21 protein-coding genes are annotated in these 22,179 nt (G+C 70.7%); 15 read left to right on the plus strand and 6 right to left on the minus strand.

Annotated features, from left to right (window positions below):
- Positions 1–6 precede the first annotated feature (6 nt).
- Positions 7–1,569, minus strand: coding sequence for an LCP family glycopolymer transferase (locus BLV05_RS33990; protein ID WP_082155732.1), 1,563 nt, complete (start codon positions 1,567–1,569; stop codon positions 7–9).
- Between the two features lie 170 nt (positions 1,570–1,739).
- Positions 1,740–2,252: an acyl-CoA thioesterase gene (locus BLV05_RS33995; protein ID WP_046772078.1), complete on the minus strand. Its 513-nt coding sequence runs from the start codon at positions 2,250–2,252 to the stop codon at positions 1,740–1,742.
- A 213-nt stretch (positions 2,253–2,465) separates the two neighbouring features.
- Between BLV05_RS33995 and BLV05_RS34000 the strand changes: the two genes are divergently transcribed.
- The 3 genes from BLV05_RS34000 (at position 2,466) to BLV05_RS34010 (ending at position 6,208) form a co-directional block, all read left to right on the plus strand.
- Positions 2,466–3,287, plus strand: coding sequence for an SAM hydroxide adenosyltransferase (locus BLV05_RS34000; protein ID WP_046772079.1), 822 nt, complete (start codon positions 2,466–2,468; stop codon positions 3,285–3,287).
- Positions 3,288–3,340: 53 nt separating this feature from the next.
- On the plus strand, positions 3,341–4,597 hold the full coding sequence (locus BLV05_RS34005; protein WP_197683462.1) for an LCP family protein: 1,257 nt from the start codon (positions 3,341–3,343) through the stop codon (positions 4,595–4,597).
- 135 nt (positions 4,598–4,732) lie between these two features.
- Positions 4,733–6,208: an FkbM family methyltransferase gene (locus BLV05_RS34010; RefSeq protein WP_160312828.1), complete on the plus strand. Its 1,476-nt coding sequence runs from the start codon at positions 4,733–4,735 to the stop codon at positions 6,206–6,208.
- 4 nt (positions 6,209–6,212) lie between these two features.
- On the opposite strand, the gene BLV05_RS34015 is transcribed toward BLV05_RS34010, so the two are convergent.
- Positions 6,213–7,529 carry a UDP-glucose dehydrogenase family protein gene (locus BLV05_RS34015; protein WP_046772097.1) on the minus strand — a complete coding sequence of 439 codons (1,317 nt, stop codon included), beginning with the start codon at positions 7,527–7,529 and terminating at the stop codon, positions 6,213–6,215.
- A 112-nt stretch (positions 7,530–7,641) separates the two neighbouring features.
- Here BLV05_RS34015 and BLV05_RS34020 point away from each other — a divergent pair, with 112 nt between their 5' ends.
- Both BLV05_RS34020 and BLV05_RS34025 read left to right on the plus strand, forming a co-directional pair.
- Positions 7,642–8,811 carry an acyl-CoA dehydrogenase family protein gene (locus tag BLV05_RS34020; protein ID WP_046772080.1) on the plus strand — a complete coding sequence of 390 codons (1,170 nt, stop codon included), beginning with the start codon at positions 7,642–7,644 and terminating at the stop codon, positions 8,809–8,811.
- 200 nt (positions 8,812–9,011) lie between these two features.
- Entirely contained in the window at positions 9,012–9,863 is an 852-nt protein-coding gene (locus BLV05_RS34025) for a mandelate racemase/muconate lactonizing enzyme family protein (protein ID WP_197683463.1), read from the plus strand.
- A gap of 281 nt (positions 9,864–10,144) precedes the next feature.
- On the opposite strand, the gene BLV05_RS34030 is transcribed toward BLV05_RS34025, so the two are convergent.
- Positions 10,145–11,551, minus strand: coding sequence for an IS1380 family transposase (locus BLV05_RS34030; protein WP_172860593.1), 1,407 nt, complete (start codon positions 11,549–11,551; stop codon positions 10,145–10,147).
- Positions 11,552–11,847: 296 nt separating this feature from the next.
- On the opposite strand from BLV05_RS34030, the gene BLV05_RS34035 reads away from it, so the two are divergent.
- Entirely contained in the window at positions 11,848–12,672 is an 825-nt protein-coding gene (locus BLV05_RS34035; protein WP_197683464.1) for a nucleotidyltransferase domain-containing protein, read from the plus strand.
- 379 nt (positions 12,673–13,051) lie between these two features.
- On the opposite strand, the gene BLV05_RS36790 is transcribed toward BLV05_RS34035, so the two are convergent.
- Entirely contained in the window at positions 13,052–13,261 is a 210-nt protein-coding gene (locus BLV05_RS36790) for a hypothetical protein (RefSeq protein WP_162489671.1), read from the minus strand.
- A gap of 601 nt (positions 13,262–13,862) precedes the next feature.
- On the opposite strand from BLV05_RS36790, the gene BLV05_RS34045 reads away from it, so the two are divergent.
- From BLV05_RS34045 to BLV05_RS34080, 8 genes are all read left to right on the plus strand, one after another.
- Positions 13,863–14,618 carry a hypothetical protein gene (locus BLV05_RS34045; RefSeq protein WP_046769745.1) on the plus strand — a complete coding sequence of 252 codons (756 nt, stop codon included), beginning with the start codon at positions 13,863–13,865 and terminating at the stop codon, positions 14,616–14,618.
- Positions 14,618–15,091 carry an NUDIX domain-containing protein gene (locus BLV05_RS34050; RefSeq protein ID WP_046769746.1) on the plus strand — a complete coding sequence of 158 codons (474 nt, stop codon included), beginning with the start codon at positions 14,618–14,620 and terminating at the stop codon, positions 15,089–15,091. The genes BLV05_RS34045 and BLV05_RS34050 overlap by 1 nt, the downstream gene beginning before the upstream one ends.
- A 393-nt stretch (positions 15,092–15,484) precedes the next feature.
- Positions 15,485–15,871, plus strand: a complete 387-nt coding sequence (locus BLV05_RS34055) for a VOC family protein (RefSeq protein ID WP_046769747.1) — start codon at positions 15,485–15,487, stop codon at positions 15,869–15,871.
- 132 nt (positions 15,872–16,003) lie between these two features.
- Positions 16,004–16,468 (plus strand): SRPBCC family protein, encoded by a 465-nt coding sequence (locus tag BLV05_RS34060; RefSeq protein WP_046769748.1) that lies wholly within the window; start codon positions 16,004–16,006, stop codon positions 16,466–16,468.
- Positions 16,469–16,493: 25 nt separating this feature from the next.
- On the plus strand, positions 16,494–17,912 hold the full coding sequence (locus BLV05_RS34065) for an MFS transporter (RefSeq protein ID WP_082155369.1): 1,419 nt from the start codon (positions 16,494–16,496) through the stop codon (positions 17,910–17,912).
- 4 nt (positions 17,913–17,916) lie between these two features.
- Positions 17,917–18,858 (plus strand): DUF5996 family protein, encoded by a 942-nt coding sequence (locus tag BLV05_RS34070; RefSeq protein ID WP_046769749.1) that lies wholly within the window; start codon positions 17,917–17,919, stop codon positions 18,856–18,858.
- A gap of 26 nt (positions 18,859–18,884) precedes the next feature.
- Positions 18,885–19,235 carry a DUF1330 domain-containing protein gene (locus BLV05_RS34075; RefSeq protein WP_046769750.1) on the plus strand — a complete coding sequence of 117 codons (351 nt, stop codon included), beginning with the start codon at positions 18,885–18,887 and terminating at the stop codon, positions 19,233–19,235.
- Positions 19,236–19,324: 89 nt separating this feature from the next.
- Positions 19,325–19,741 (plus strand): NUDIX hydrolase, encoded by a 417-nt coding sequence (locus tag BLV05_RS34080; RefSeq protein ID WP_046769751.1) that lies wholly within the window; start codon positions 19,325–19,327, stop codon positions 19,739–19,741.
- Positions 19,742–19,774: 33 nt separating this feature from the next.
- Here BLV05_RS34080 and BLV05_RS34085 read toward each other — a convergent pair whose 3' ends face one another.
- On the minus strand, positions 19,775–20,200 hold the full coding sequence (locus BLV05_RS34085; RefSeq protein ID WP_052762626.1) for a MarR family winged helix-turn-helix transcriptional regulator: 426 nt from the start codon (positions 20,198–20,200) through the stop codon (positions 19,775–19,777).
- Positions 20,201–20,288: 88 nt separating this feature from the next.
- Here BLV05_RS34085 and BLV05_RS34090 point away from each other — a divergent pair, with 88 nt between their 5' ends.
- Positions 20,289–22,172 (plus strand): ABC transporter ATP-binding protein, encoded by a 1,884-nt coding sequence (locus BLV05_RS34090; protein ID WP_046769752.1) that lies wholly within the window; start codon positions 20,289–20,291, stop codon positions 22,170–22,172.
- The last annotated feature ends 7 nt before the right edge of the window (positions 22,173–22,179 follow it).

Here is a 22,179-nt window from a genome sequence, read left to right on the forward strand (position 1 = left end):
CTCCGGCTACTCGTAGGAGCAGACGGACGACATCTCGACCGGCTCCGTCTCGTCCGTCTCCTCGTCGTCCGGGTCGCCGGTCTCGTCGGAGGCCGGCTGCTCGGACGGCTCGTCGGCCGCTTCGTCACGGGACTCCTCGGTCGGCTCGTCGGCCGGCTCGTCGGCGGCCGGCTCGTCGCTCGCCTCGTCGCTCGGCTCCTCGGATGCGGACTCCGACGGCGCCGGCTCCGCGTCGCCGGACAACAGCGCGTCGACCTCGTCGTGGATGAGCCCGATGTCCGGGTCGGCCGGCACGATGAGCGGCGGCACGAACTGCAGCGAGGTGATCTCCTGGTCCTTCGCCTTCGACGCGAGGTTCACGAGGTTGGCGAGGTCCTGCCGCGGGATGTCGGTGGTGATGACCGACTTCGACGCGTCGGTCAGCTCGATGAAGTTCGACAGCACGGTCTGCGGGTCGGCCTGGTTGACCAGCGCGCCGATGACGCAGCGCTGCCGGGCCATGCGGGCGTAGTCCGACGACCCCTCACGCGACCGGGCGTACCAGAGCGCGTGGTAGCCGTCGAGCTCCTGCAGCCCGGGCTCGAGGACGCGGCCCTTCTCGCCGATCGGCAGCTCCTCGTTCACGCGGATCGTGACGCCGCCGATCGCGTCGATGATGTCGCGGAACCCCTGCAGGTCGACGGCCACGTAGTAGTGCACCGGCAGGCCGAGCGTGCCCTCGACGGCCTGCTTGACCGCGGTGGGGCCGGGACCGGACGGGCCCTCGAACAGCTCCGGGTTCTCCTCGCCGAACGTCCACGTCGCGTTCAGCATGTAGTCGGACTCGTCGCTGTCGTCGTCGCCGGCGAAGCCGCGCGGGAACTCGTCGTCGGCGGGGGTGCCGTCGGGGAACCGGGCGTTCTCCAGGTTGCGCGGCAGGCTGATCATCGCCGGCTCACCGGTGCGGACGTCGATGGAGACCAGGTTGATGCTGTCGGGACGGACGCCGACCCGGCCGTCGCCGGCGTCGACGCCGAGCAGCAGGATGTTGAGCCGGCCGTCGCTGGCCGCGGCGACCTCGCCGGACGGGAACATCTCGACGACGGCGTCGTGCGCGGCCGTCGCGTACCGGGCGGCGACGACGAACGGCGTCGACACCAGCGCCGCCAGCCCGAGCGTCGCGCCGATCATGATCAGCCGGTGCTTCTGGCTCAGCCCCGGTGGGTGGCCCAGGCGCCACGCGTCCAGCAGCAGCACGACCCACGCCGCCGCGACCCCGAAGGCGAGCAGCTTGAACATCGTCAGCAGCCACGGCCGGACGGCGAGCCCGGCGAGGTCCTGCAGCGGCACCAGCCAGAACACCAGCAGCGCCACGCCGATCAGGCCGCCGTAGACACCGAGCGCGATCTTCCCCGTCTTCTTGTGGCCGGCGACGAGCTGGGCGCTGCCGGGCGCGACGACGGACATGGCCATGAGCGTCACCGAACGACGGAACCGCGCCGCCTCGGCCCGCTGGGCGCGGAGCGCGGCGATCGCCTCGCGACGGGCCCGCACACGCCGCGGATCCGGCGGCCGTGCCGCTGTCGTCATGCACTTCCCCCAATGAACCGGACGAGCCGGCGAGTCCCCGTGCTCGCCGCTTCGTCAGTATCACCACAGGGCCGGCCGAATTCACGGGCGGCACGCCGAGCCCAGGCGCCTCTCTAGTCACATCTGTCACATGAGTAGGTGGAACCGGGTCATTTCGGACTCGGCCGCCGTCAGACCTCGGCGTGGCCCTGCTCGCGGGAGTGCAGGATGGCCGCGCGCCGGGCCAGCCGGTGCGTCCGGCGGATCTCGGCCTCGGCGAACCGGCGGCGGTCCTCGTCGGTCTCCGGGAGCACCGGCGGCACCTCGCGCGGCGCGCCGTCGGCCCCGAGCGCGACGAACACGAGGTAGGCGGTGGCGACGGGCGTGGCCGGCCGGACCTCGTTCCACGGCTCCGCGAGCACCCGCACGCCGACCTCCATCGACGTCCGGCCGGTCCAGTTCACCTTCGCGTGCGCGTGCACGAGGTTGCCGACGTGCACCGGCTCGAGCAACGTCATCTCGTCCATCGACGCCGTGACGGCCGGCCCGCCGGAGTGCCGCTGCGCCACCGCGCCGGCGACGTCGTCGACCAGTTTCATGATCACGCCACCGTGCACCGTGCCGAGCAGGTTCGTGTCGAGCGCGGTCATGATGCGCGACAGGCTGGTATGCGCGGCCGACGACGGCCGGCCCTCGGGACTCATGCTCGACACCGTACGGCTTGACCATGCCGAACACGCGTCGGTACGGTCTGTGACGTGACGCACGGCCAGGCCATGATGCGAATGCTGCACTTCAAGTGCGGCCGTTCGATGCTGGCCTGACGCGTCCACCGTCAGACACCGGGCTCCCGCACTGCGCGGGGGCCCTTTTGTTTTGCCCATGACTTGTGTGTCCGCCCGGCCCCGAGGGGAACCATGTATCCGCCGATCACCTATCTGACCGACTGTTCGGACACCAACGCGCGGGCCCGGCTGACCACCCGCATGGCGGCGCTGTTCGGGCGGTCGCCGGTGGTGCTGCCGCTGGACGGGCCGGCGCCGGTGGAGTCGGCCGGGCTGACGCTGCTGGACGTGCTGCTGTCGACGCGGCTGCTCGGCGAGGACGGCCACCCGACGGTGACGCTGGTCAACGTGGCGCCGCGGGACGGCCGCTGGCCCAACGGCGCGCCGTTCGGCTGGTTCCGGCACGGCCGGCACACCGTGTTCACCACGTACGACCCGGCGCTGCTGGACCCGGTGCGACGACACCTCGGCGTGACCTCGGTCTCGGTGACGGACGCGCGGACGGTGCTGGCGGCGGCCGAGTGGGCGTCCATCGGCGAGTCCGACGCCGCCGACCTCGCGGCCACGCAGTTCCGCAGCCTCTGGTACCTGCCCCTGCTGGCGAAGTGGGTGCTCGACGACCGGCCGGTGCCGTCGTCGCCGGTGGAGCTGCCCGTCCCCGAGCGGCCCGGCGGTGTCCGCGTCGCGCTGGTCGACAACTTCGGCAACTGCAAGCTGACCTGCACCGCCGCCGACCCCGGCGTGGCGGAGGGCGACCGTGTCGCCGTCGACACCGGACGTGGTGAGGCACGGAAGGTGCGCTACCACGAGCGGCTCTCCGACGTCCGCGCAGGCACGGCCGCGCTGGTCACGGGCAGCTCCGGCCCCGGATTCCTGGAGCTGGTCGTGAGCGGCGGCTCGGCGGCGGACGAGCTCGGGCTGCGCGCCGGCGACACCGTCGATCTCCAGGGCTGACACGCGAGATCGGCAGGTTACAGAGCCGGTCGGCGACGGTATGGTCAAACGTGATGCGAGCAGACGGCGAGGCAGGGATGGCGGCGTACGGGGCTGACGGCGGTGCGCGGGGGACCGAGGTCAAGGTCACCACGTACCAAACCGGCAACGTCCCGGGGGTGTCCTATCGCGGCGGGGTGGCGCACAGCCCGCGCGACGACGAGCCCGCGCCGGCCGCGGCCGCGCCCGCCGGCACCAGCGTCATGCCGGCCGACCAGTACGGACCGGCCGACACCGACGGCGCCGGCGCACCACCCGCGTCGCCGCCCACCCGTCGTCGCCGCGACGGCGCCGAGCCACCCGGCCGGCCGAAGAAGAAGCGCTCCGGCTTCGTCCGCTTCCTCCGCTGGTTCCTGGCGTTCTGGCTGGTCGTCATCGTCGCGCTCGTCGCGCTGGTCTGGTACGTGTGGGGCCGCATCGAGAAGGTCGACGCCATCCCGTCCGACCACGGCTCGGCGGTCTCCGACGGCCGGGTCTTCCTGCTGGTCGGCTCGGACAGCCGCGAGGACCTCTCCGACGAGGAGCAGAGCGAGCTGGGCACCGGCAGCACCGAGGGCCAGCGCACCGACACCATCATGCTGCTGCACGTGCCCGGCGGCGGCGCCCGCAACGCGCTCATCAGCCTCCCGCGCGACTCCGTCGTCGACATCCCCGGCCACGGCGAGAACCGCATCAATGCCGCGTTCGCGTTCGGCGGCGCGCCGCTGCTGGTCGAGACCATCGAAGGGGCCACCGGCGTCGCCATCGACGACTACGTGCAGATCGGCTTCGGCGGCTTCGCCGGCATCGTCGATGCCCTCGGCGGCGTCGAGATCTGCCTCGACGAGCCGGTCCAGGACGAGCAGGCGCACATCGACCTGCCGGCCGGCTGCCAGACGCTGCAGGGTCCCGACGCGCTCGGCTACGCCCGGGCCCGGCACTTCGACCCGACGTCCGACATCGGCCGGGTGCAGCGGCAGCGTGAGCTGATCTCCGCCATCTCCGACAAGGCGCTGTCCCCCGGCACGCTGGTCAACCCGATCGAGCTGACGCGGACGGCGCTGGCCGGCGGCGACGCGCTGGTGCTCGACAACGACACCGGCCCGATGGACATGTTCGCGTTCATTCGTGGCATCGGCTCGGTCTCCGGCGGCTCCGGCGACACCATCACCGTCCCCCTCGGCAACATCGGCAACACCGTCACCTGGGACCCGGAACTGTCCGGCGCGCTGTGGACTGCCCTGCAGAACGGTAGTGATATACCCTCCGAGGTCATTGACGCTCAACCGTAGGCAGCGTGCAATTCGGAGGGCATGATGCTGATCAGCGACTTTCTGACGTCGCAAGCACCCTGTCACAACGACCTTGCCTGGACAGGATCGCCGCTGCCGACGCATCCGGCACTGGCGGGGCTTCCGGTCGCCGGCGTGGACAAGCGCCGGCCCGTTCAGGTGTCCATCGTCCTCACAGCCGACCTACCCGATGGCCTGGACCACCTGGATGACGTCACCGTCGGCGACCGCGCGGTGCTACTCATCGACGCGCTCCCCGTCGAACCGGCCATCCACATGCTCAGGACCGCGCTGACCAAGCGCGGCTTCGAGATCCTGCACGCCGTCTACCTCGACGACGCCATCGACATCCAGGCCGTCGGCGGGCTGGCGGTCCTGCGGGTCGGCACCTCAGGCGACGCCGGCCTCACCAGGGCGAACCTCGACGCGGTCACCGTCGATGGCCAACCCAACTGGGAACGCGCACGGGCCGCCTTCGGGAAAATGGCCGCGCAGTACGAGTCCACGCTCGAGGCGCTGCACGACGTCCAGGCCGAGCTGCGGTCCGCGGAGGCGCACCGCCGAACCGCCGAGGCCAGGCTCGAGAACACCCTCTCGTCCACGACGATGCGCGTCGGGCAGGCGGCCGTCGCGGTCGGACGGCACCCGGTCCGCGGTGCCCGCCGCGCGGCGGGCATCCTCCGCGACGCCTGGCGGTCGCACCGTGCGCCCGCACCCCGGCGCACCACGCGGCCGGCCGTGCGGACCGCGGCGGACGGCCCTCCGCGCATGAACTTCTACGTGCCGATGCCGGTCCCGCCCGGCCCCGACCGCGGCCAGCCGCGGGAGCTGCACATCACCGTCCCGAACACCTACCTGGTCGCCCGGCATTTGTTGAAGAACGGCATCGGGGGCTACGAGCCCTCGACGATCGCCTGGTACCTCGCGCTCTGCGATACCGCGCCCGCCGGCGCCGTCTGGGATGTCGGCGCCAACCTCGGCCCCTACGCCCTGCTCGCCCGCGCATATTCCGACCGCGACATCGTCGCGTTCGAGCCGACGCCGGATCTCGCGCACTGGGCGCGGCATCTGTCAGAGATCAACGACCTGCCCTACCGGCTGGAGCAGATCGCCGCCGGCGAGACCGCCGGCACCGCCACCTTCTACTTGTCCGAGAGCAGCGACTCGTCCAACTCGCTTGCCGAAGGCTTCAGGGTCTCCAAGCGGCAGCTCGACGTGCTCGTCGAGCCCCTCGACCGGTATGCGCGGCGCACCGGCTCAGTGCCCGCGGTGATGAAGGTGGACACAGAGACCACCGAGCACCACGTGCTGCGCGGCGCCCGTGACGTTCTCGCCGAGCACCGGCCGTGGATCGTCTGCGAGGTGCTGTCCGGCCGGGCACCCGAGCAGCCGCTCACCGAGCTGCTCGGAGACCTGGGGTACCACTTCTTCCACCTCAACGGTTCCGACCCGCTGCCCGAGAAGGATGTCATCAAGGGTGACCCGACCTACGAGCACATGAACTACCTATTCGCCCCCGGCCCGATCGACGATGAGCTGGCCGCCGCGGCCCGGGGCTGGCAAGCGGCATTGGAGGCGACACCACGCCCCCGTCAGCCGCGCCGCCGCTGATCGGTCAGGGGCGGCCGAGACCCCGGTACGTCCAGCCGGCGGCCCGCCACGCGTCGGCGTCCAGGCAGTTGCGGCCGTCGACCACCACGGGGGTCTCGACGATGCCGGCCAACTCGGCGGGGTCGAGCTCGCGGAACTCCTGCCACTCGGTGAGGTGCAGGACGACGCTGGCGTCGCGGCACGCCTCCATGGCGGACTCGGCGTAGGGCAGCGTCGGGAAGACCTTGCGGGCGTTGGCGATGGCCTTCGGGTCGTAGACCGACACCCGGGCGCCCTGCAGGTGCAGCTGCCCGGCGATGTTCAGCGCGGGCGAGTCGCGGACGTCGTCGGAGTGCGGCTTGAACGCCGCGCCCAGCACCGCGATGCGCCGGTTGGCGACGCTGCCGCCGACCAGCTCGCGGGTGAGGTCAACGACGTACTGGCGGCGGCGCAGGTTGATGGCGTCGACCTCGGCGAGGAAGGCCAGCGAGTGCGACGCGCCCAGCTCACCGGCGCGGGCCATGAACGCACGGATGTCCTTGGGCAGGCAGCCGCCGCCGAACCCGATGCCGGAGTTCAGGTACTTGCGGCCGATGCGGGCGTCGTGCCCGATGGCGTCGGCCAGCTTGGTGACGTCGGCGCCGGCCACCTCGGCGATCTCGGCCATCGCGTTGATGAAGGAGATCTTCGTCGCCAGGAACGCGTTGGCGGACACCTTGACCAGCTCGGCCGTCGGGAGGTCGGTGACGATGACCGGGGTGTCGTCGTCGATGGCGCGCGCGTAGACCCCGCGCAGCCGCCGCTCCGCGTCGCCGGACGTCACGCCGAAGACCAGGCGGTCGGGGCGGAGTGTGTCCTCGACGGCGTACCCCTCGCGCAGGAACTCCGGGTTCCACGCCAGCTCCGCGCCGGCCCCGACGGGCGCCGTCTTGGCCAGCCGGTCGGCCATCGCCGCGGCGGTGCCCACCGGCACCGTCGACTTCCCCACCACCAGGCACTCGCTGCCGAGGTGCGGCGCGAGGGAGTCGATGGCCGCCTCGACGTAGCGCATGTCGGCGGCCAGGCCGTCGCGGCGCTGCGGGGTGCCGACGCAGACGAAGTGGACGTCGGCGCCGGCGACCGCGGCGAAGTCGGTCGTGAACGTCAGGCGGCCGGTGGCGGAGTGCTTGGCCAGCAGCTCGTCCAGCCCGGGCTCGTAGAACGGCGCCTCGCCGCGGGCCAGCGCCGCCACCTTGTCCGCGTCGACGTCGACGCCGACGACCGTGTAGCCCAGCTCGGCCATGCCGACCGCGTGGACGGCGCCCAGGTAGCCGGTGCCGATGACGGAGATGCGCAAGGTCACGATCAGTCCCAACCCGTGAAGCCCGATTGACGGGGTCGAGGTTACAAGTCCGCGGGCGGGGCCGCCATGCCGCACTTGCGGTGCCGACCCTACTCGCGAGTAGCATCGGAGCATGGATGCCGACTTCGATCTGTACCGGCTCAGCGACGAGCACGAGGCGATCCGGTTAGCGGTGCGCGAGCTGTGTACCGACAAGGTGGCGCCGCACGCCGCCGAGGCTGACGAGACCAGCACGTTCCCGCAGGCCTCGTACGACGCGCTGCGCTCGGCCGACTTCCACGCGCCGCACATCCCGGAGGAGTACGGCGGCGCCGGCGCCGACGCGCTGGCCACCTGCATCGTCATCGAGGAGATCGCCCGCGCCTGCGCGTCGTCCTCGCTCATCCCGGCGGTCAACAAGCTGGGCACGATGCCGCTGCTGCTGGCCGCCTCTCCCGCGGTCAAGGAGAAGTACCTGCCGCCGGTCGCCGCCGGCGAGGCGATGTTCTCCTACGGCCTGTCCGAACGCGAGGCCGGCTCGGACACCGCGTCGATGAAGACCCGCGCCGTCCCCGACGGCGACGGCTGGGTGCTGTCCGGGCAGAAGTCGTGGATCACCAACGCCGGGGTGTCGCAGTACTACACCGTCATGGCCGTCACCGACCCCTCCGCGGGCTCGCGGGGCATCTCCTCGTTCGTCGTCGAGGCGTCCGACGAGGGGTTCTCCGTCGGGGCGCTGGAGCGCAAGCTCGGCATCAAGGGCTCGCCGACGCGCGAGCTGCTGTTTGACAAGTGCCGGATCCCGTCCGACCGCCTGGTCGGCGACCTCGGGCAGGGCCTGAAGATCGCGCTGCGCACGCTGGACCACACCCGCGTCACCATCGGCGCCCAGGCGGTCGGCATCGCCGCCGGCGCGGTCGCCGCCGCCACCGCGTACGTCCAGGAACGCCAGCAGTTCGGCCGCCCGATCTCGGACTTCCAGGGCGTCCAGTTCATGCTCGCCGACATGGCCATGAAGACCGAGGCTGCGCGTCAGATGGTCTACCGCGCCGCTGCCGCCTCCGAGCGGGACGAGAGTTCGCTGGGCTTCCTCGGCGCCGCCGCCAAGTGCTTCGCCTCCGACGTCGCCATGTCCGTGACGACCGACGCGGTGCAGTTGTTCGGCGGGTACGGCTACACGCGCGACTACCCGGTGGAACGCATGATGCGCGACGCGAAGATCACCCAGATCTACGAGGGCACCAACCAGATCCAGCGCATGGTCATGGCCCGCCAACTCCTCAAAGGAATTGTGAGCTTCTGACCAGGTCAGACACGACATGCCACTCTGCATGCGACGCTGGAGCATGTTCGCCGTGATCATGCTGTCGCGGCCTGTTCCGTCCCTGTTCCGTGAGAAACCGGCCGCGGCCGGAACATCCTGCCGTCGATCGCGGCCCGCGCGCGCTCGTGCGACGACGGCAGCATGTGCGCGTAGACCCGGAGCGTGAACCCCGGATCGCTGTGCCCGGGCGGGCCGGCGCCGTCCACATGGCGCTCGCGATGGTCGACATCGCCCTCTGGGACCTCGCCGCCCAGCGGGCCGGCGTCCCGCTCTGGCGGCTGCTCGGCGGCACTCCGGACCCCGTCGAGGCCTACAACACCGACGGCGGCTGGCTCAACGTCCCCGCCGACGAGCTCATCCGCAGCCTGACCTCGCTGCTGGACCAGGGCTGGCGCCGGGTGAAGGTCAAGGTCGGAACCCCCGACTGGCGCGACGACGCCCGCCGCCTGCGCGCCGTCCGCGCCGCCCTCGGCGACGACGTGACCCTCATGTGCGACGCCAACCAGCGCTGGGACCTTTCCACCGCCAACCGCATCATGCCCGTGCTCGAAGAGACCCAGATGGACTGGGTCGAGGAGCCCTTGCACGCCGACGACCTCGACGGCCACGTCGCACTGCAGCGCTCCACCAACCTTGACATCGCCGCCGGCGAGAGCATCTACAGCTACCAGCAGTTCAGCGGCTTCATCGCACATGACGCCATCCGCGTCGTCCAGCCAGACGCCACCCGCCTCGGCGGCGTCACCGAATGGCTGCAGGTCGCAAGTCTCGCGTCCGGCCGCGGCCTGCGCGTCAGCCCGCACGCCGGCGACATGATGCAGCTCCACCAGCACCTCGTCGGCGTCGGCCTGTCCGCCGTCCCGCCACTCGTCGAGTTCATCCCTTGGACCCAGGACGCCTACGTCGAACGCAGCATCGTCCGGGAGGGCTACCTCGAACGTCCGCAAGCCCCCGGCGCCTCCACCGCCATCCACCTCGACGCCCGCCGCAACTGGCAGATCCGCGGCGTCGGGGCCTTACGCCGCGAATAGCGGTTCGCGGGCGTAAGTCACCCGTGCCGACCTGGCCACCACTTGGTCAGGCAGGGGCGGCGCAGCTTGTAGGCCGTCATTCGTGATGCGGATGTACCGTCACTGTCGGTGGCGACCGGCGACGCCGTGCTTAGCCTCGATCCGTGGAAGGGCTATCGGGTGATCTTCGCTCCTGACTGTTGATCTTGATCGGGGTCGTGGGCAGGGCTGGTCGGCTGGTCTGCCCAGCTCTTCCACGTGTCGGTGTCCGGTCGGGGCCCGGTGCGGGCGGTGGTCGACGGTCAGGCCGCCGCGGCGGGTGGCCCGGTGGCGAGCACGTGGTTCCAGAGGCGGGTCCACTGCTGGGCCCAGGGCCAGTGCGTGGGCAGGTGCAACACGCGGCGGCGTTGCGGGCGGGCCAGCCGGGCGGGCACGGTGACGATCTGTCGGCGCAGTGTCGCGCCGCGCGCGACGGCATGCCGCGGACTGGTCAGGGTGCCGGCGGCGCGGAGCAGGTTGTGGGTCATCGCGGCGCAGGTCGCCCAGGCGGCGTTCGCGGCGAACCGGCCAGACGGCAGGTGGGCCAGCGGCCCGTCGATGAGGTCGGCGAACACGGTCTCGATGATCGCGTGCGCGCGGTGGGTGATGTCCGCGTCGGCGGTCGGTTCGGTGTTGTCGGTGAAGAACGGGTGGTGCCGCCAGACCGGGAACAGTTCATCGGTCTTGGCGCGGTCGCGGACCCGGCGCACGATCAGCCGGGCGGTGACCTGGTGCTTCTTGGCCTTGGAGCCGAACGCGGTGAACGGTACTTCGGCGACGTGGGCGTCGGAGATCAACTGCCCGGTGTCCGGGTCGACGACCGCGCCGGGGTAGTGCACCGGTGTCCACGCGTCGGCGGGGATGGTCGCGATCGCCCTGCTCACCGCACGGTTCTTGGTCAGCGCCACGGAGAACCGGGCCCCCGCCCTCACGCAGGCGCCGACGACGACGCTGTTGCCGTAGGCCGAATCACCGCGGACCAGGATCTCACCCGCCGCGCCGGCGGCGCGGGCGGTCCGGATCGCCTCGGCGACCATCGTCGCCGCGCCCTTCCCGGAACCGGCCCGCCCGGCCCGTAGCCGGATCCCGGCCACCACCGGCGCACCGTGCTCGGTACTGATGCTGGTGGCCAGCGGCGACAGGCCCTTGCGGAGCACCTGCCGCCCGGCGATCTTGGTGTGCCCGAAGCTGGCGCCCTGCTTGGCGTGCCCGTAGACCGGGCGCAGCAGCGAATCGATGTCGACGAACGCCCGAGTCCCGATCCCGGGCAACAGCCCCGTCGTCGTGACGAGGCCGACCAGATGCGCCCGCGCGACCGAGGCCAACTGCAGGGCATGGCCATGGGTGAACTCCCGCAGGAACTGCCCCAGCGTGGCCGGCGCATACACGCCGCCGAACAACCGGCCCATCCCGCCGGAACGGACCACGTCCAGATCGTCGATGCAGTCCGCGCCGGCAGCCATCCCCGCCACGATCGAGGTGATCTTGCCCGCCGGGTTCACGCCGGCCGACTTCACCCTCACCGAGCCGACCGCGACCTTGGACGAGATCAGCTCGGACAGGCCAGCCTGCTCGGCCAAGGCCATCACCGGCACCAGCCCCGCGCACGACACGAGATTCTCGTCATCGAACCTCGGCATCGCCTTCGACCAGACGTGAGATAGTCGCACCGAGAGTGCCTTCCGCAGCAGTGGCGATCAGGACCTAGACAATCCAGATCCTCCCTGCACAGAAGGCACTTTCTTCGTCACCACACCGAACGACCAGCCAGCCAGTCCACGGATCGAGGCTTAGGCAGTTGGCCGTGATCCTCGAGCGGCGGAGGGCACCCCGCACAATTCGGTTGCGCGCCAGATCCGCGGGTAGCTACGCTCACCGCGTGATGTGATCTCCAGCGCGGTGCCCTGGCCCGCGCACCGTCGAGCACGTACTCCCGCCCGCCGTTCCCGACTGCGGGCACCTCGACATGGAAGCGACCATCACCATCGTGAACGACATCGTCTTCGCCTCGCCCGACAACACGCCGCCCGTGCTGGGCCCGAGCGCGCACGCCACCTTCACCGCCTTCGTGGAACGCGCCACCGCGGAGCCGGCCGTAGCCGGCCTGGTCCTGTCCGGCTCCATGGCCCGTGAAGGAATGGCCACCGCGCACTCGGACTACGACCTGTACGTGATCCTCGAGGACGGGGCATCCACGGATCTGACCGGCCTCGACGGGTTCCGTTCGGCGCATCTGGACCTGGCCGTCGGCCCTCTGTCCGAATGGCACACCCATGCGCTCTCCGGGGACATGACGGACTGGAACCGCTACTCCTTCGTCGGCGCCCAGGTCGTGCTCGACCGCCGCGGCGGAGAAATCACCAACCTGGTGGAGCGGAAGGCGTCACTCAGCCCCCAGGAGGCGGACGAGAAGATCGGCCAGTACCTCGACGCCTACGTCAACTCCATGTACCGGTCGCTCAAGAGCCACCGCGACGGCCGCCTCTTCGCCGCGCGCCTGGACGCCGCCGGATCGATCCCCTTCCTGCTCAACGTCATCTTCGCGCTCCACCACCGGGTATGCCCGTATAACAAGTACCTGCAATGGGACCTTGAAACACACCCGCTCGGCACGCCGCAGTGGGATGCCCGGCACCTCATCCCCCAGCTCGATGCGATCCTCACGACCGGCGATGCCACCACACAGCAGGCGATCTTCGCCCACGTGGAAGCCGCAGCACGTGCAGCCGGACACGGCGCCAACCTCGACGCCTGGGGCGCCGACCTGGACCAGCTGAGACCGCGTAGATAACGGGCATCACCCCAACACCAGCGGCGAGCCGACCACTGGCTCGCCACCCGCATCAGATAGCGCCAGTTCCCGAAGAGGCAGACCAACTCTGAACAGAGCGCCGCTCCGGCCACACGGGCCTGCCTCGCCGCGTCGAGCTGACCTGTTGGTGGTGTGGTTTCGGAAGCGGCTAGGACCGCGTTGTTCCGTGCCTGTTCCGTGAGACAGTCAAATACAACCGATTGCTGCCAACGCAAGCAAACGCTGTATGCGCTGGTCAAAGCCTCCTTGCGGAAGATTGCGCAGGTCGCAGATCCGTACGCCGCAGAACACCCAGATCTACGAAGGCACCAACCAGATCCAGCGCATGGTCATGGCCCGCCAGCTGTTGAAGGGCACCCTAGCCTTCTGAACTGGTCAAACGCCGCAGCCAATCAGCGAGCTGATCACGACAGGCCTCATGCTCCGTGGCTGCTCCGTGCGCGCCAGGCGCGGTGCTGAGCGCCCGCGGCCGGGGTGTGTGCGCGACGATGCGCAGCCGCAGGAACTGCGCGACCCAGTGGGCAGAGGGGACGATCCGCTCCTTGTCGCCCTTGGGCAGCGCGAACACCTCGACGAATCCGCGGATGAACTGTGCGCCCCGGGATCAGGTCGGCTCTGGCCGCTGGGTGGAGCCAGTGACCCGCACGCCGTAGTGGTCAATCACGTAGGTCGTGTGTCTGAACTTGTCCGTGTGCCCACCGGCGGCTTGTTCCGCGAGTCCATAGCTGCGGAACTGGCGCCCGGACTTCCTGCAGGTCGGGCAGTGGGCGCGGTAGGCCGGCGCGACCTCGTCCTGGACCCGTACAGTCATCGGCCGCGCCTCTGGCGCCGGCGGATCACGAGCAGCGCACCGAGCCACAGAACGGGGAGCACGAACACGGCGATCACGGACCAGTCGATCGACTGGAGGCTGATGGTCGGCATCTGCGACTTCCCGGTCTCGGACGTTGAGGCGGCGCCCTGCCGGGGCGCTGAGGCTCGCCCGGCAGGGCGCGAGTGACGGGGGCTCCGGCCAGGCGCCGGCCAGATGGCCCGTGGTCGCCTGCCCCCGTCTGGGTGGATCTTCAGCATGCGGGTTGACCAGGGACGTCGGTACCGCCAGATTGGGACAACTGAAGGACGTCTTGCTCCGGTGTAGACGTCCCCGTGAGACGTCCAGGAGCAGGGCTATGCAGAACGGGCAGTTGAAGGCCACGATGATCGAGCGCGGGGTCACCGCCCAGGCGCTGGCCGAGAAGGTCGGTGTCGACCAGAAGACCGTCCAGAGATGGGTCAGCCTGGGCCGCGTGCCGTACCCGCGCATCGCCGACGAAGTGGCGACCATGCTCGAGGTGGACGTGAAGCAGCTATGGCCCACGCTAGGACGTGGGAAGGCCGCCAAGGCGGCGCTCGGCGAGGTCGTCGAGGTCTACCCGCACCGGGGCAGCGTGCCGCACGAGCTGTGGGCGCGACTCCTGTCCGGCGCAGACGAGTCGGTCGACCTGTGGGCGTGGGCGGCGACGTTCTTCCACCAGGTACAGCCGCGCATCGGCCGCCAGCTCGCCGCCGCGGCCGGCCGCGGCGTGCGGGTGCGGCTGTGCCTGGGTCAGCCCGCCGGGACCGCGGTCGCCGGCCGCGAGCTCGAGGAACCCCTGCTCGGCCCGGGCGTGCTCGCGGGGAAGATCAGGACGTCGCTGAAGTACTACCGTGACCTCGTCGACGTCGACGGCGTCGAGGTCCGCCTGCACAACGCCGTCGTGTACGCGTCTCTGTTCCGCTACGACGACGAGCTGATCGTCAACCCGCACGTCTTCGGCGAGCCGGCCAGCTCGAACCCGGCCCTACACCTGCGCCGCGGCGAGGACGGCGGGATCTTCGACGCCTACACCTCGAGCTTCGAGACGGTCTGGACGACCGCGGCTTCGTGGCACGGCGAGGAGGTCTGATGGCTCGTCGCATCGAGTACTGGCACGATCCCGACGCGCCGGCGCCGAACAGCCTGGTCCCGGCTGCCGGCGTGCTCGCCGTCAACGACGCCGGCGAGATCCTGCTGCAGCGCCGCCGCGATACCGGGCAGTGGGCGCTGCCCATGGGCGCGCAAGAGAAGGGCGAAACGATCACCGAGTGCGCGATCCGCGAGACCCAGGAAGAGACGGGCGTCACCGTCGAGGTCACCGGCATCCTCGGCATCTTCTCCGACCCCGCGCACATCATCGAGTACACCAGCAACGGCGAGGTCCGGCAGGAGTACGAGGTCGCGCTGCTGGCTCGTCCGGTGAGCGGCGCACCGACGACCAATGACGAGGCGTCCGACGTGCGATGGGTCGCGCCGGCCGACCTGGAGACGCTGGACATCCACCCCACGATGCGGCGGCAGATCGACCTGTACCTGGCTGGCCGTTACCCGCACGTTGACTAGCGCCCCGTTCGAGACGGCCTCGCGGCGGGGCTAGCCCCGCCGCGGATCTCGCCGAGCACCTCAGCCGCCGGCCGATAGCGCTCGACCGCGGGCAGGGTGGACCACCACGCCCGCCACTCCGCACGTTCCCCGCTCAGGATCGGCGGGCGTCGCGGCGACCACAATGGCCGGATCGCTGAACGCCGGAATCGTCATGCCTCCACGGTCGCGAACGCTCGTCCGCACGCCCCTTAGCTGCACATTCACACTCGACTGCTACGTGTTCCGGACCCCGGGCGTTGTCGATGGAGGCCCAGCGCAGACGTTCCAGGCCGGTGAGCGCCTTCTGCGCCTCGGCCAACTCGGCCGCTGGAGCGACTGAGCAGTGGCCTTCGGAGTGGCTACGCTCGCGGCATGGACATGAAACTGGAGCTCGTGGCGGTGCCCGTGACCGACGTCGACCGGGCGAAGGAGTTCTACGTGCGGGCCGGCTTCAACGCCGACCATGACCACGCGGTCAGCGAAACGGTCCGGTTCGTGCAGCTCACTCCGCCGGGGTCGGCCTGCTCGATCGCGCTCGGCCTGGGGCTGACCGGCATGGAACCCGGGTCGCTGGACAACCTGCAGATGGTGGTGGCCGACGCCGACGCCGCCCGTGCCGACCTGCTCGCGCGCGGCATCGAGGTCAGCGAGGTCGACGACCAGCCGTGGGGCCGGTTCGTCTTCTTCTCCGACCCGGACGGCAACGGCTGGGCCCTGCAGCAGCTCCCGGACTGGTCTGCCGGCGCCCAGGCCCGCTGACGGACGAGTCAGACGCAGCGCCGCACCTTCTCATCGCGGCGGTGCGGAAATTTCTTCGACGTCGATGTCGATCCTCAGCCTCCTTCTTCGTCGGTCGGTCAAACGGCCACCAAGAAGAAGGAGGCACGACAGATGTCGCGCACCGATCACCTGACCGCCACGATCTCGGTCAGCCACACCCCGGACGAAGTCTTCGCAGCCATCACCAACGTGCGTGGCTGGTGGAGCGAGAACATCATCGGCGCCACCGCCGCCGCTGACGACGAGTTCGTCTTCTACGAGGCCGGCGACGGCATCCGCTTCAGCCGGTTTCGTCTCACGGAGGTCGTCCCAGGCAGGCGAGTCGTCTGGCACGTCGTGGACTCCTACCTCGTCTTCATCGAGGACCACGACGAATGGACCGATACCCAGGTCGTCTTCGACATCTCCGCGGGTTCGGACGGCACGACGGTCCACTTCACCCACGAGGGCCTGAACGCCGCGGACTCCGCCTGCTTCGAGGCCTGCTCGCGCGGCTGGACCTTCTACATCACCGAGAGCCTGCCGAGGCTGATCGCCACCGGCACCGGACAGCCCATGCCGAAGATCCGCGGCTGACCCCAGACCAGAAGGGAGTCGAACGATGTCGCTCATCGAAGCCCAGGTTGCTCCTGCCGTCACCGACCCGTCGACACGGACGCCCATCAGAAAGGGACTGGTACTGGCGCTGGTATGTGTGGCCCAGGCGATGGTCGGACTCGACATCGCCATCGTGAATGTGGCACTGCCGTCGATCCAGCGTGATCTCGGTGTCGGTCAGAGCATGGTGCAGTGGGTGGTGGTGGCCTATGGACTGCTGCTCGGTGGGTTTCTCCTGCTCGGCGGCAGAATGGCCGATCAGCTGGGACGCCGGCGCATCCTCCTGGCCGGCCTCGCGGTCTTCACGGTCGCGTCGTTCTCGGCCGGTGCCGCGCAAGGCGGCGGCCTGTTGATCGCCGCGCGGGCCGTTCAAGGGTTCGGCGCCGCGCTGATCGCGCCGGCGGCCTTGTCGCTGCTGGCCGTCACCTTCGCGGAGGGACGCGAACGCCATCGTGCGATCGGTCTGTTCGGGGCCGTGGGCGGGGTGGCCGGGTCGGTCGGCGTCGTCGCCGGCGGGCTGTTCGCCGGGGGTCCGGGCTGGCGCTGGTCGTTCTTGATCAACGTGCCGGTCGGCGCGTTGCTGATCATGCTCGCCGTCGTGTTCCTGGCTCGGGATCGGGCTGCTGACCGCACCACGCGGCTCGACATCGCTGGGGCGACGACGGTGACGGGCGGGCTGCTGGTCTTCGTGTACGCGCTGCACCACGGCGCGAACCACGGCTGGGCCGCCGGATCGACGCTCGCGATGTTGGCGGTGGCCGCCGCGCTGCTGGCGGCGTTCGTGCGGATCGAGGCACGAGCCGCCGCGCCGCTCGTGCCGGCCTCGACGCTGAGAAACCGCACCCTCGTCGCGGCCAACGTGACCGCGTTCCTCGCCTCCTGCGCCTTCCTGTCGTTCATCTTCGTCGGATCCTTGCTGATGCAGCAGGCGCTCGGCTACTCACCGACGACGACCGGGGTGGCGTGGCTGGCCACGACCACGACCTGCTTCGCGGCAGCCATGGCCGCCGCCCGGCTCGTCACCTACGTGGGCGTACGGTCGCTGTTGATCACCGGCATTTCGATCTTCACCGTCGGGGTGCTGTGGTTGACCAGAGTTCCCGCGGATGCCAGTTATCTCGCCGACGTCCTGCCGGCCTTCCTGCTCGCCGGGATCGGCGCCGGACTCTTCGCGCCCACGCTGCAGATCGGCGCGCTGTCCGGCACGTCGCGGTCGGAATCGGGACTGGCGTCCGGCCTGGTGGAGACCATGCGTGAGATCGGCGGCGCCGCCGGCGTCGCCGCGGTGTCGACCGTGCTGGTCACGGGATCCGGCATCGACGGCTTCCGCGCCGCCTTCGCATTCATCGCCCTCCTCGCGACCCTCGGCGTCCTCACCGCCGCCATCGGATTCGCCCGCAGGGCCCACCCCGGCGCAGACTGAGCCGATGGCCGAGCAGAGCATCGACCCGGGTCTGGCGTGGCCTCGGCTGCGCACGGCGGACTGGGCCGACACCAGGGACACGCTGCATCTGTGGACCCAGATCGTCGGGAAGATCCGCATGGCCCACGCGCCGGCGGTGAACCACTGGTGGCACGTCACCCTGTACGTCACCCCGCGCGGCCTCACCACGTCGACGATCCCGTACGGGGACCGCGCGTTCGAGATCGAGTTCGACCTCGTCGACCACCAGCTGCAGATTCGCACCAGCGAGGGCAGGCACAGCAGCGTCGCGCTCGAGCCCAAGCCGGTCGCCGTCTTCTACGCCGAGACGATGGACGCGCTCGACGGGCTCGGCCTGAGCACCCGCATCCACGCCACTCCGAACGAGGTCGACCCCGCGATCCCGTTCGCCCAGGACACCCAGCACGCCTCGTACGACCCGCACGCCGTCGAGCTCTACCGCCGTCAGCTGCTCCAGGCGCACCAGGCGCTGACCACGTTCCGCTCCGGGTACGTCGGCAAGGTCAGCCCCGTGCACTTCTTCTGGGGCGCCATGGACCTCGCCTGCACTCGCTTCTCCGGCCGCACGGCGCCACGTCACCCCGGCGGCGCGCCCAACTGCCCGCCGTCGGTCATGCACGAGGGCTACTCGCACGAGCTGGCCAGCTGCGGGTTCTGGCCGGGCGGCGGTGACGAGGGCGCGTTCTACGCCTACGCCTATCCCGAGCCCGACGGGTACGCGGCGCACCCCGTCGGGCCGGCGGGCACGACCTATGCGGACGGCGAGTTCCTGCTGCCCTACGAGGCCGTCGCCTCCGCGTCCGACCCGGAGGGCATGCTCGCCGAGTTCTTCGAGACCACCTATCGCGCCGGCGCCGACCTCGGAGGCTGGGACCGGACGGCGCTCGAGGCCGGCCCCGGACGCGCGGGGGCGACGCTCGGGTGACGGTGCGCCGATCTACGCTGATCGGCATGCCCGCCTACGTCATCGCCCACCTGCAGGACGCCGCCCCGCACCCGGACATCGCCGAGTACATCGAGCGCATCTCCGGCACCTTCGAGCCATACGGCGGCCGCTTCCTCGTGCACGCCACGCGGCACGAGGTGAAGGAGGGCAGCTGGCCCGGCGGTGTCGTGATGATCGGCTTTCCCGGGCTCGCCGAGGCGCGCAGCTGGTGGGACTCCCCCGAGTACCAGGAGATCGCGCCGTTGCGCTCCCGGCACATCGACGGCGACATCATCATGATCGACGGCGTGCCCGAGGGCTACGACCCGACGACGACCGCGGCGTCGATCCGGGCTGCCGCGCTGGCGGCCGAGTAGCCGAGGCAGGTGCTCGCGACTCGCCCGGACGGCTACATCCTGGGCGATCCGCCAGCATTCGGCCACGTCATGCGTCACACTTGTCCGCCATGACCGACCCGACCAACGAGCCGCTCGAGACGAGCCCGTTCGTGGCCACGATCGTCGTGACGAGCAAGGGGCCGAAGGGGCAGCACGTGCTCCTGCTGCACCCCGCCGACATCGAGTCCCTCGACGGCGAATGGTCCTGGGTGCCGCCCGGCGGCGTCCGCGAGCCGGGCGAGAAGATCGCCGACTGTGCCGCCCGTGAGCTGCGGGAAGAGACCGGCATCGTCGCCGAGCCGCGACCCGTCCGCGTCGATGCCTCTGAGGAGGTCGGTGTGTACCGGCTCGAGGTGCCCTGGGGAACGCCCGTGCAGCTCAACGCCGAGTACACCGCGTCCGAATGGGTCCCCGTCGAGCAGGCGGCGGACCGTTGCAAGCCCGCCGACCTGCTCGACACCGTCCGCATCGGGCTCAACGGCTGACCGGCGCCCGGCCTGGCCCACGGCTGCGCCCGCTCAGTCGTCGGCGGTGAGGACGGTGAGCAGGCGGATCAGCTCGGCCTGCTCGTCGTCGGTGAGGCGATCGAGCATCTGCGCCAGGCCGGCGGCGCGATGGGCGCGCATCGACCGGAGGACGCCGTCGCCGGCCGGGGTCAGCGCGACGAGGATGGCCCGGCGATCAGCGGGGTCGGGCCGCCGCTCGACCAGGCCGCCGGCCTCGAGCAGGTCGACCACCGACGTCGCGGAGCGCGGGATGACGTCGAGCCGGCGGGCCAGCTCGCTCACCCGCAGCGGCTCGCCGGCGGCGGACAGCAGCCGGAGCACGCGCAGCTGACTGTGCGTGACGCCGGCGCGCTCGAGCTCGAGTTTCGACGCCCGGCGCATGCGCCGGTTGGCGCTGCTCAGCAGGTCGGCGATGCGGGCGGCCGGCTCCCTCTCCACGACGCCAGCCTATCACCGATTTGCGCTTCAACCTCTTTACGAGGTAAACTCCGTATCAGACTTTACGATGCACCACTAGGAGGTCCCCGTGGATGACTCCACTCGCGGCCGGACCCGCTCCTTCGTCAAGGACCGCTCCGTCACCGCCCACAAGCTCGCGCCCGGCACCGTCCGGCGCATCCTCACCTTCGCCCGCCCCTACAAGAAGCAGCTCGCCGTCTTCCTCTCGCTGATCCTGGTCGACGCGGTGCTGGGCGCCGCCCAGCCGCTGCTGTTCAAGCTGATCATCGACGAGGGCGTCCTCAAGGACGACCAGGGCCTGGTCATCGGCCTGGCCCTCGCGGTCGCCGGCCTGGCCGTCGTCACGGCGGCCGTCGGGCTCACGCAGCGCTACGTCTCCGCGATCATCGGCCAGGGGCTGGTCCACGACCTGCGCAGCCAGGTCTTCGCGCACGTCCAGCGCATGCCCATCGCGTTCTTCAGCCGCACCCAGACCGGCGCGCTGGTCAGCCGCCTCAACGGCGACGTCCAGGGCGCGCAGCAGGCGTTCACGTCCACGCTGTCGACGGTGGTCGGCAACGTCGCGACGACGGCGGCCGTGCTGGCCGCCATGTTCGTGCTGTCGTGGCAGATCACCGTCGCGGCGCTCGTCCTCGTGCCGCTGTTCGTGCTGCCCGCCAAGCTGGTCGGCCGCAAGCTCGCCGACCTCACCCGCGAGCGCTACGACCTCACCGCCGACATGGGCCAGACCATGACCGAGCGGTTCAACGTCGCCGGCGCGCTGCTGGTCAAGATCTTCGGCCGGCCCGAGGCCGAGTCCGCCGAGTTCGACGAGCGGGCCGCCCGGGTCCGCGACATCGGCGTGACGACCGCGGTCTACTCGCGGGTGCTCATGACGTCGCTCGGCCTGCTCGCCGCGCTGGCGACGGCGTTCGTCTACGGCCTCGGCGGCGTGCTCGCCATCGCCGGCACGCTGGGCGTCGGCACCATCGTCGCGCTGACGGCGTACCTCGGCCGCCTGTACGGGCCCATCACGTCGCTCTCGAACCTGCAGGTCGACATCATGACGACGCTGGTCAGCTTCGAGCGCGTGCTCGAGGTCCTCGACCTGGAGCCGATGGTCCGCGACGCCGCCGACGCGAAGCCGCTGCCGGCCGGCGCGGCGTCGGTCGAGTTCGACCACGCCGACTTCGGCTACCCCGCCGCGTCCGACGTCTCACTCGCCTCGCTCGAGTCGGCGGCCGGCCTGCCGAGCACGCCCGGCGGCCAGGTGCTGCACGACATCACCTTCACCGCGCGGCCGGGGGAGATGATCGCGCTGGTCGGGCCGTCCGGCGCAGGCAAGTCCACGGTGACCAGCCTGGTCTCGCGGCTTTACGACGTCACCGGCGGCGCCGTGCGGGTCGGCGGCCACGACGTCCGCGACGTCACGCAGCAGTCGCTGCGCGACGCGATCGGCGTCGTCACGCAGGACGCGCACCTGTTCCACACCACGCTGCGCGCCAACCTGAGCTACGCCCGGCCCGGCGCCGCCGACGACGAGATCTGGGCGGCGCTCGAGGCGGCGCAGATCGCCCCGGTGGTCCGGTCGCTGCCGGACGGTCTCGACACCGTCGTCGGCGAGCGCGGCTACCGGCTCTCCGGCGGCGAGAAGCAGCGCCTGGCCATCGCCCGGCTGCTGCTCAAGGCGCCCCGCATCGTCGTACTCGACGAGGCCACGGCGCACCTCGACTCCGAGTCCGAGGCCGCCGTCCAACGGGCCCTCGAGACCGCGCTCGCCGGCCGGACGTCGCTGGTCATCGCGCACCGGCTGTCCACCGTCCGCGACGCCGACCAGATCCTGGTCGTCGACGACGGCCGCATCGTCGAGCGGGGCACGCACGACGAACTGCTGGCCGCGGGCGGCGCGTACGCCGACCTCTACCGCACGCAGTTCCGCTCGCAGGAGACGCTCACGCCGGCCGCCGCCTGACGACGGG

It is taken from the genome of Jiangella alkaliphila, assembly GCF_900105925.1.
Taxonomy (GTDB): domain Bacteria; phylum Actinomycetota; class Actinomycetes; order Jiangellales; family Jiangellaceae; genus Jiangella; species Jiangella alkaliphila.

Coding starts and splice junctions, on each gene's coding strand:
- BLV05_RS34055 (WP_046769747.1), top strand. CDS start 15,485: ATGGACATGAAACTGGAGCTCGTGGCGGTGCCCGTGACCGACGTCGAC.
- BLV05_RS34005 (WP_197683462.1), top strand. CDS start 3,341: ATGCGAGCAGACGGCGAGGCAGGGATGGCGGCGTACGGGGCTGACGGC.
- BLV05_RS34020 (WP_046772080.1), top strand. CDS start 7,642: ATGGATGCCGACTTCGATCTGTACCGGCTCAGCGACGAGCACGAGGCG.
- BLV05_RS33990 (WP_082155732.1), bottom strand. CDS start 1,569: ATGACGACAGCGGCACGGCCGCCGGATCCGCGGCGTGTGCGGGCCCGT.
- BLV05_RS33995 (WP_046772078.1), bottom strand. CDS start 2,252: ATGAGTCCCGAGGGCCGGCCGTCGTCGGCCGCGCATACCAGCCTGTCG.
- BLV05_RS34075 (WP_046769750.1), top strand. CDS start 18,885: ATGCCCGCCTACGTCATCGCCCACCTGCAGGACGCCGCCCCGCACCCG.
- BLV05_RS34060 (WP_046769748.1), top strand. CDS start 16,004: ATGTCGCGCACCGATCACCTGACCGCCACGATCTCGGTCAGCCACACC.
- BLV05_RS34045 (WP_046769745.1), top strand. CDS start 13,863: ATGCAGAACGGGCAGTTGAAGGCCACGATGATCGAGCGCGGGGTCACC.
- BLV05_RS34035 (WP_197683464.1), top strand. CDS start 11,848: ATGGAAGCGACCATCACCATCGTGAACGACATCGTCTTCGCCTCGCCC.
- BLV05_RS34000 (WP_046772079.1), top strand. CDS start 2,466: ATGTATCCGCCGATCACCTATCTGACCGACTGTTCGGACACCAACGCG.
- BLV05_RS34070 (WP_046769749.1), top strand. CDS start 17,917: ATGGCCGAGCAGAGCATCGACCCGGGTCTGGCGTGGCCTCGGCTGCGC.
- BLV05_RS34080 (WP_046769751.1), top strand. CDS start 19,325: ATGACCGACCCGACCAACGAGCCGCTCGAGACGAGCCCGTTCGTGGCC.
- BLV05_RS34065 (WP_082155369.1), top strand. CDS start 16,494: ATGTCGCTCATCGAAGCCCAGGTTGCTCCTGCCGTCACCGACCCGTCG.
- BLV05_RS34050 (WP_046769746.1), top strand. CDS start 14,618: ATGGCTCGTCGCATCGAGTACTGGCACGATCCCGACGCGCCGGCGCCG.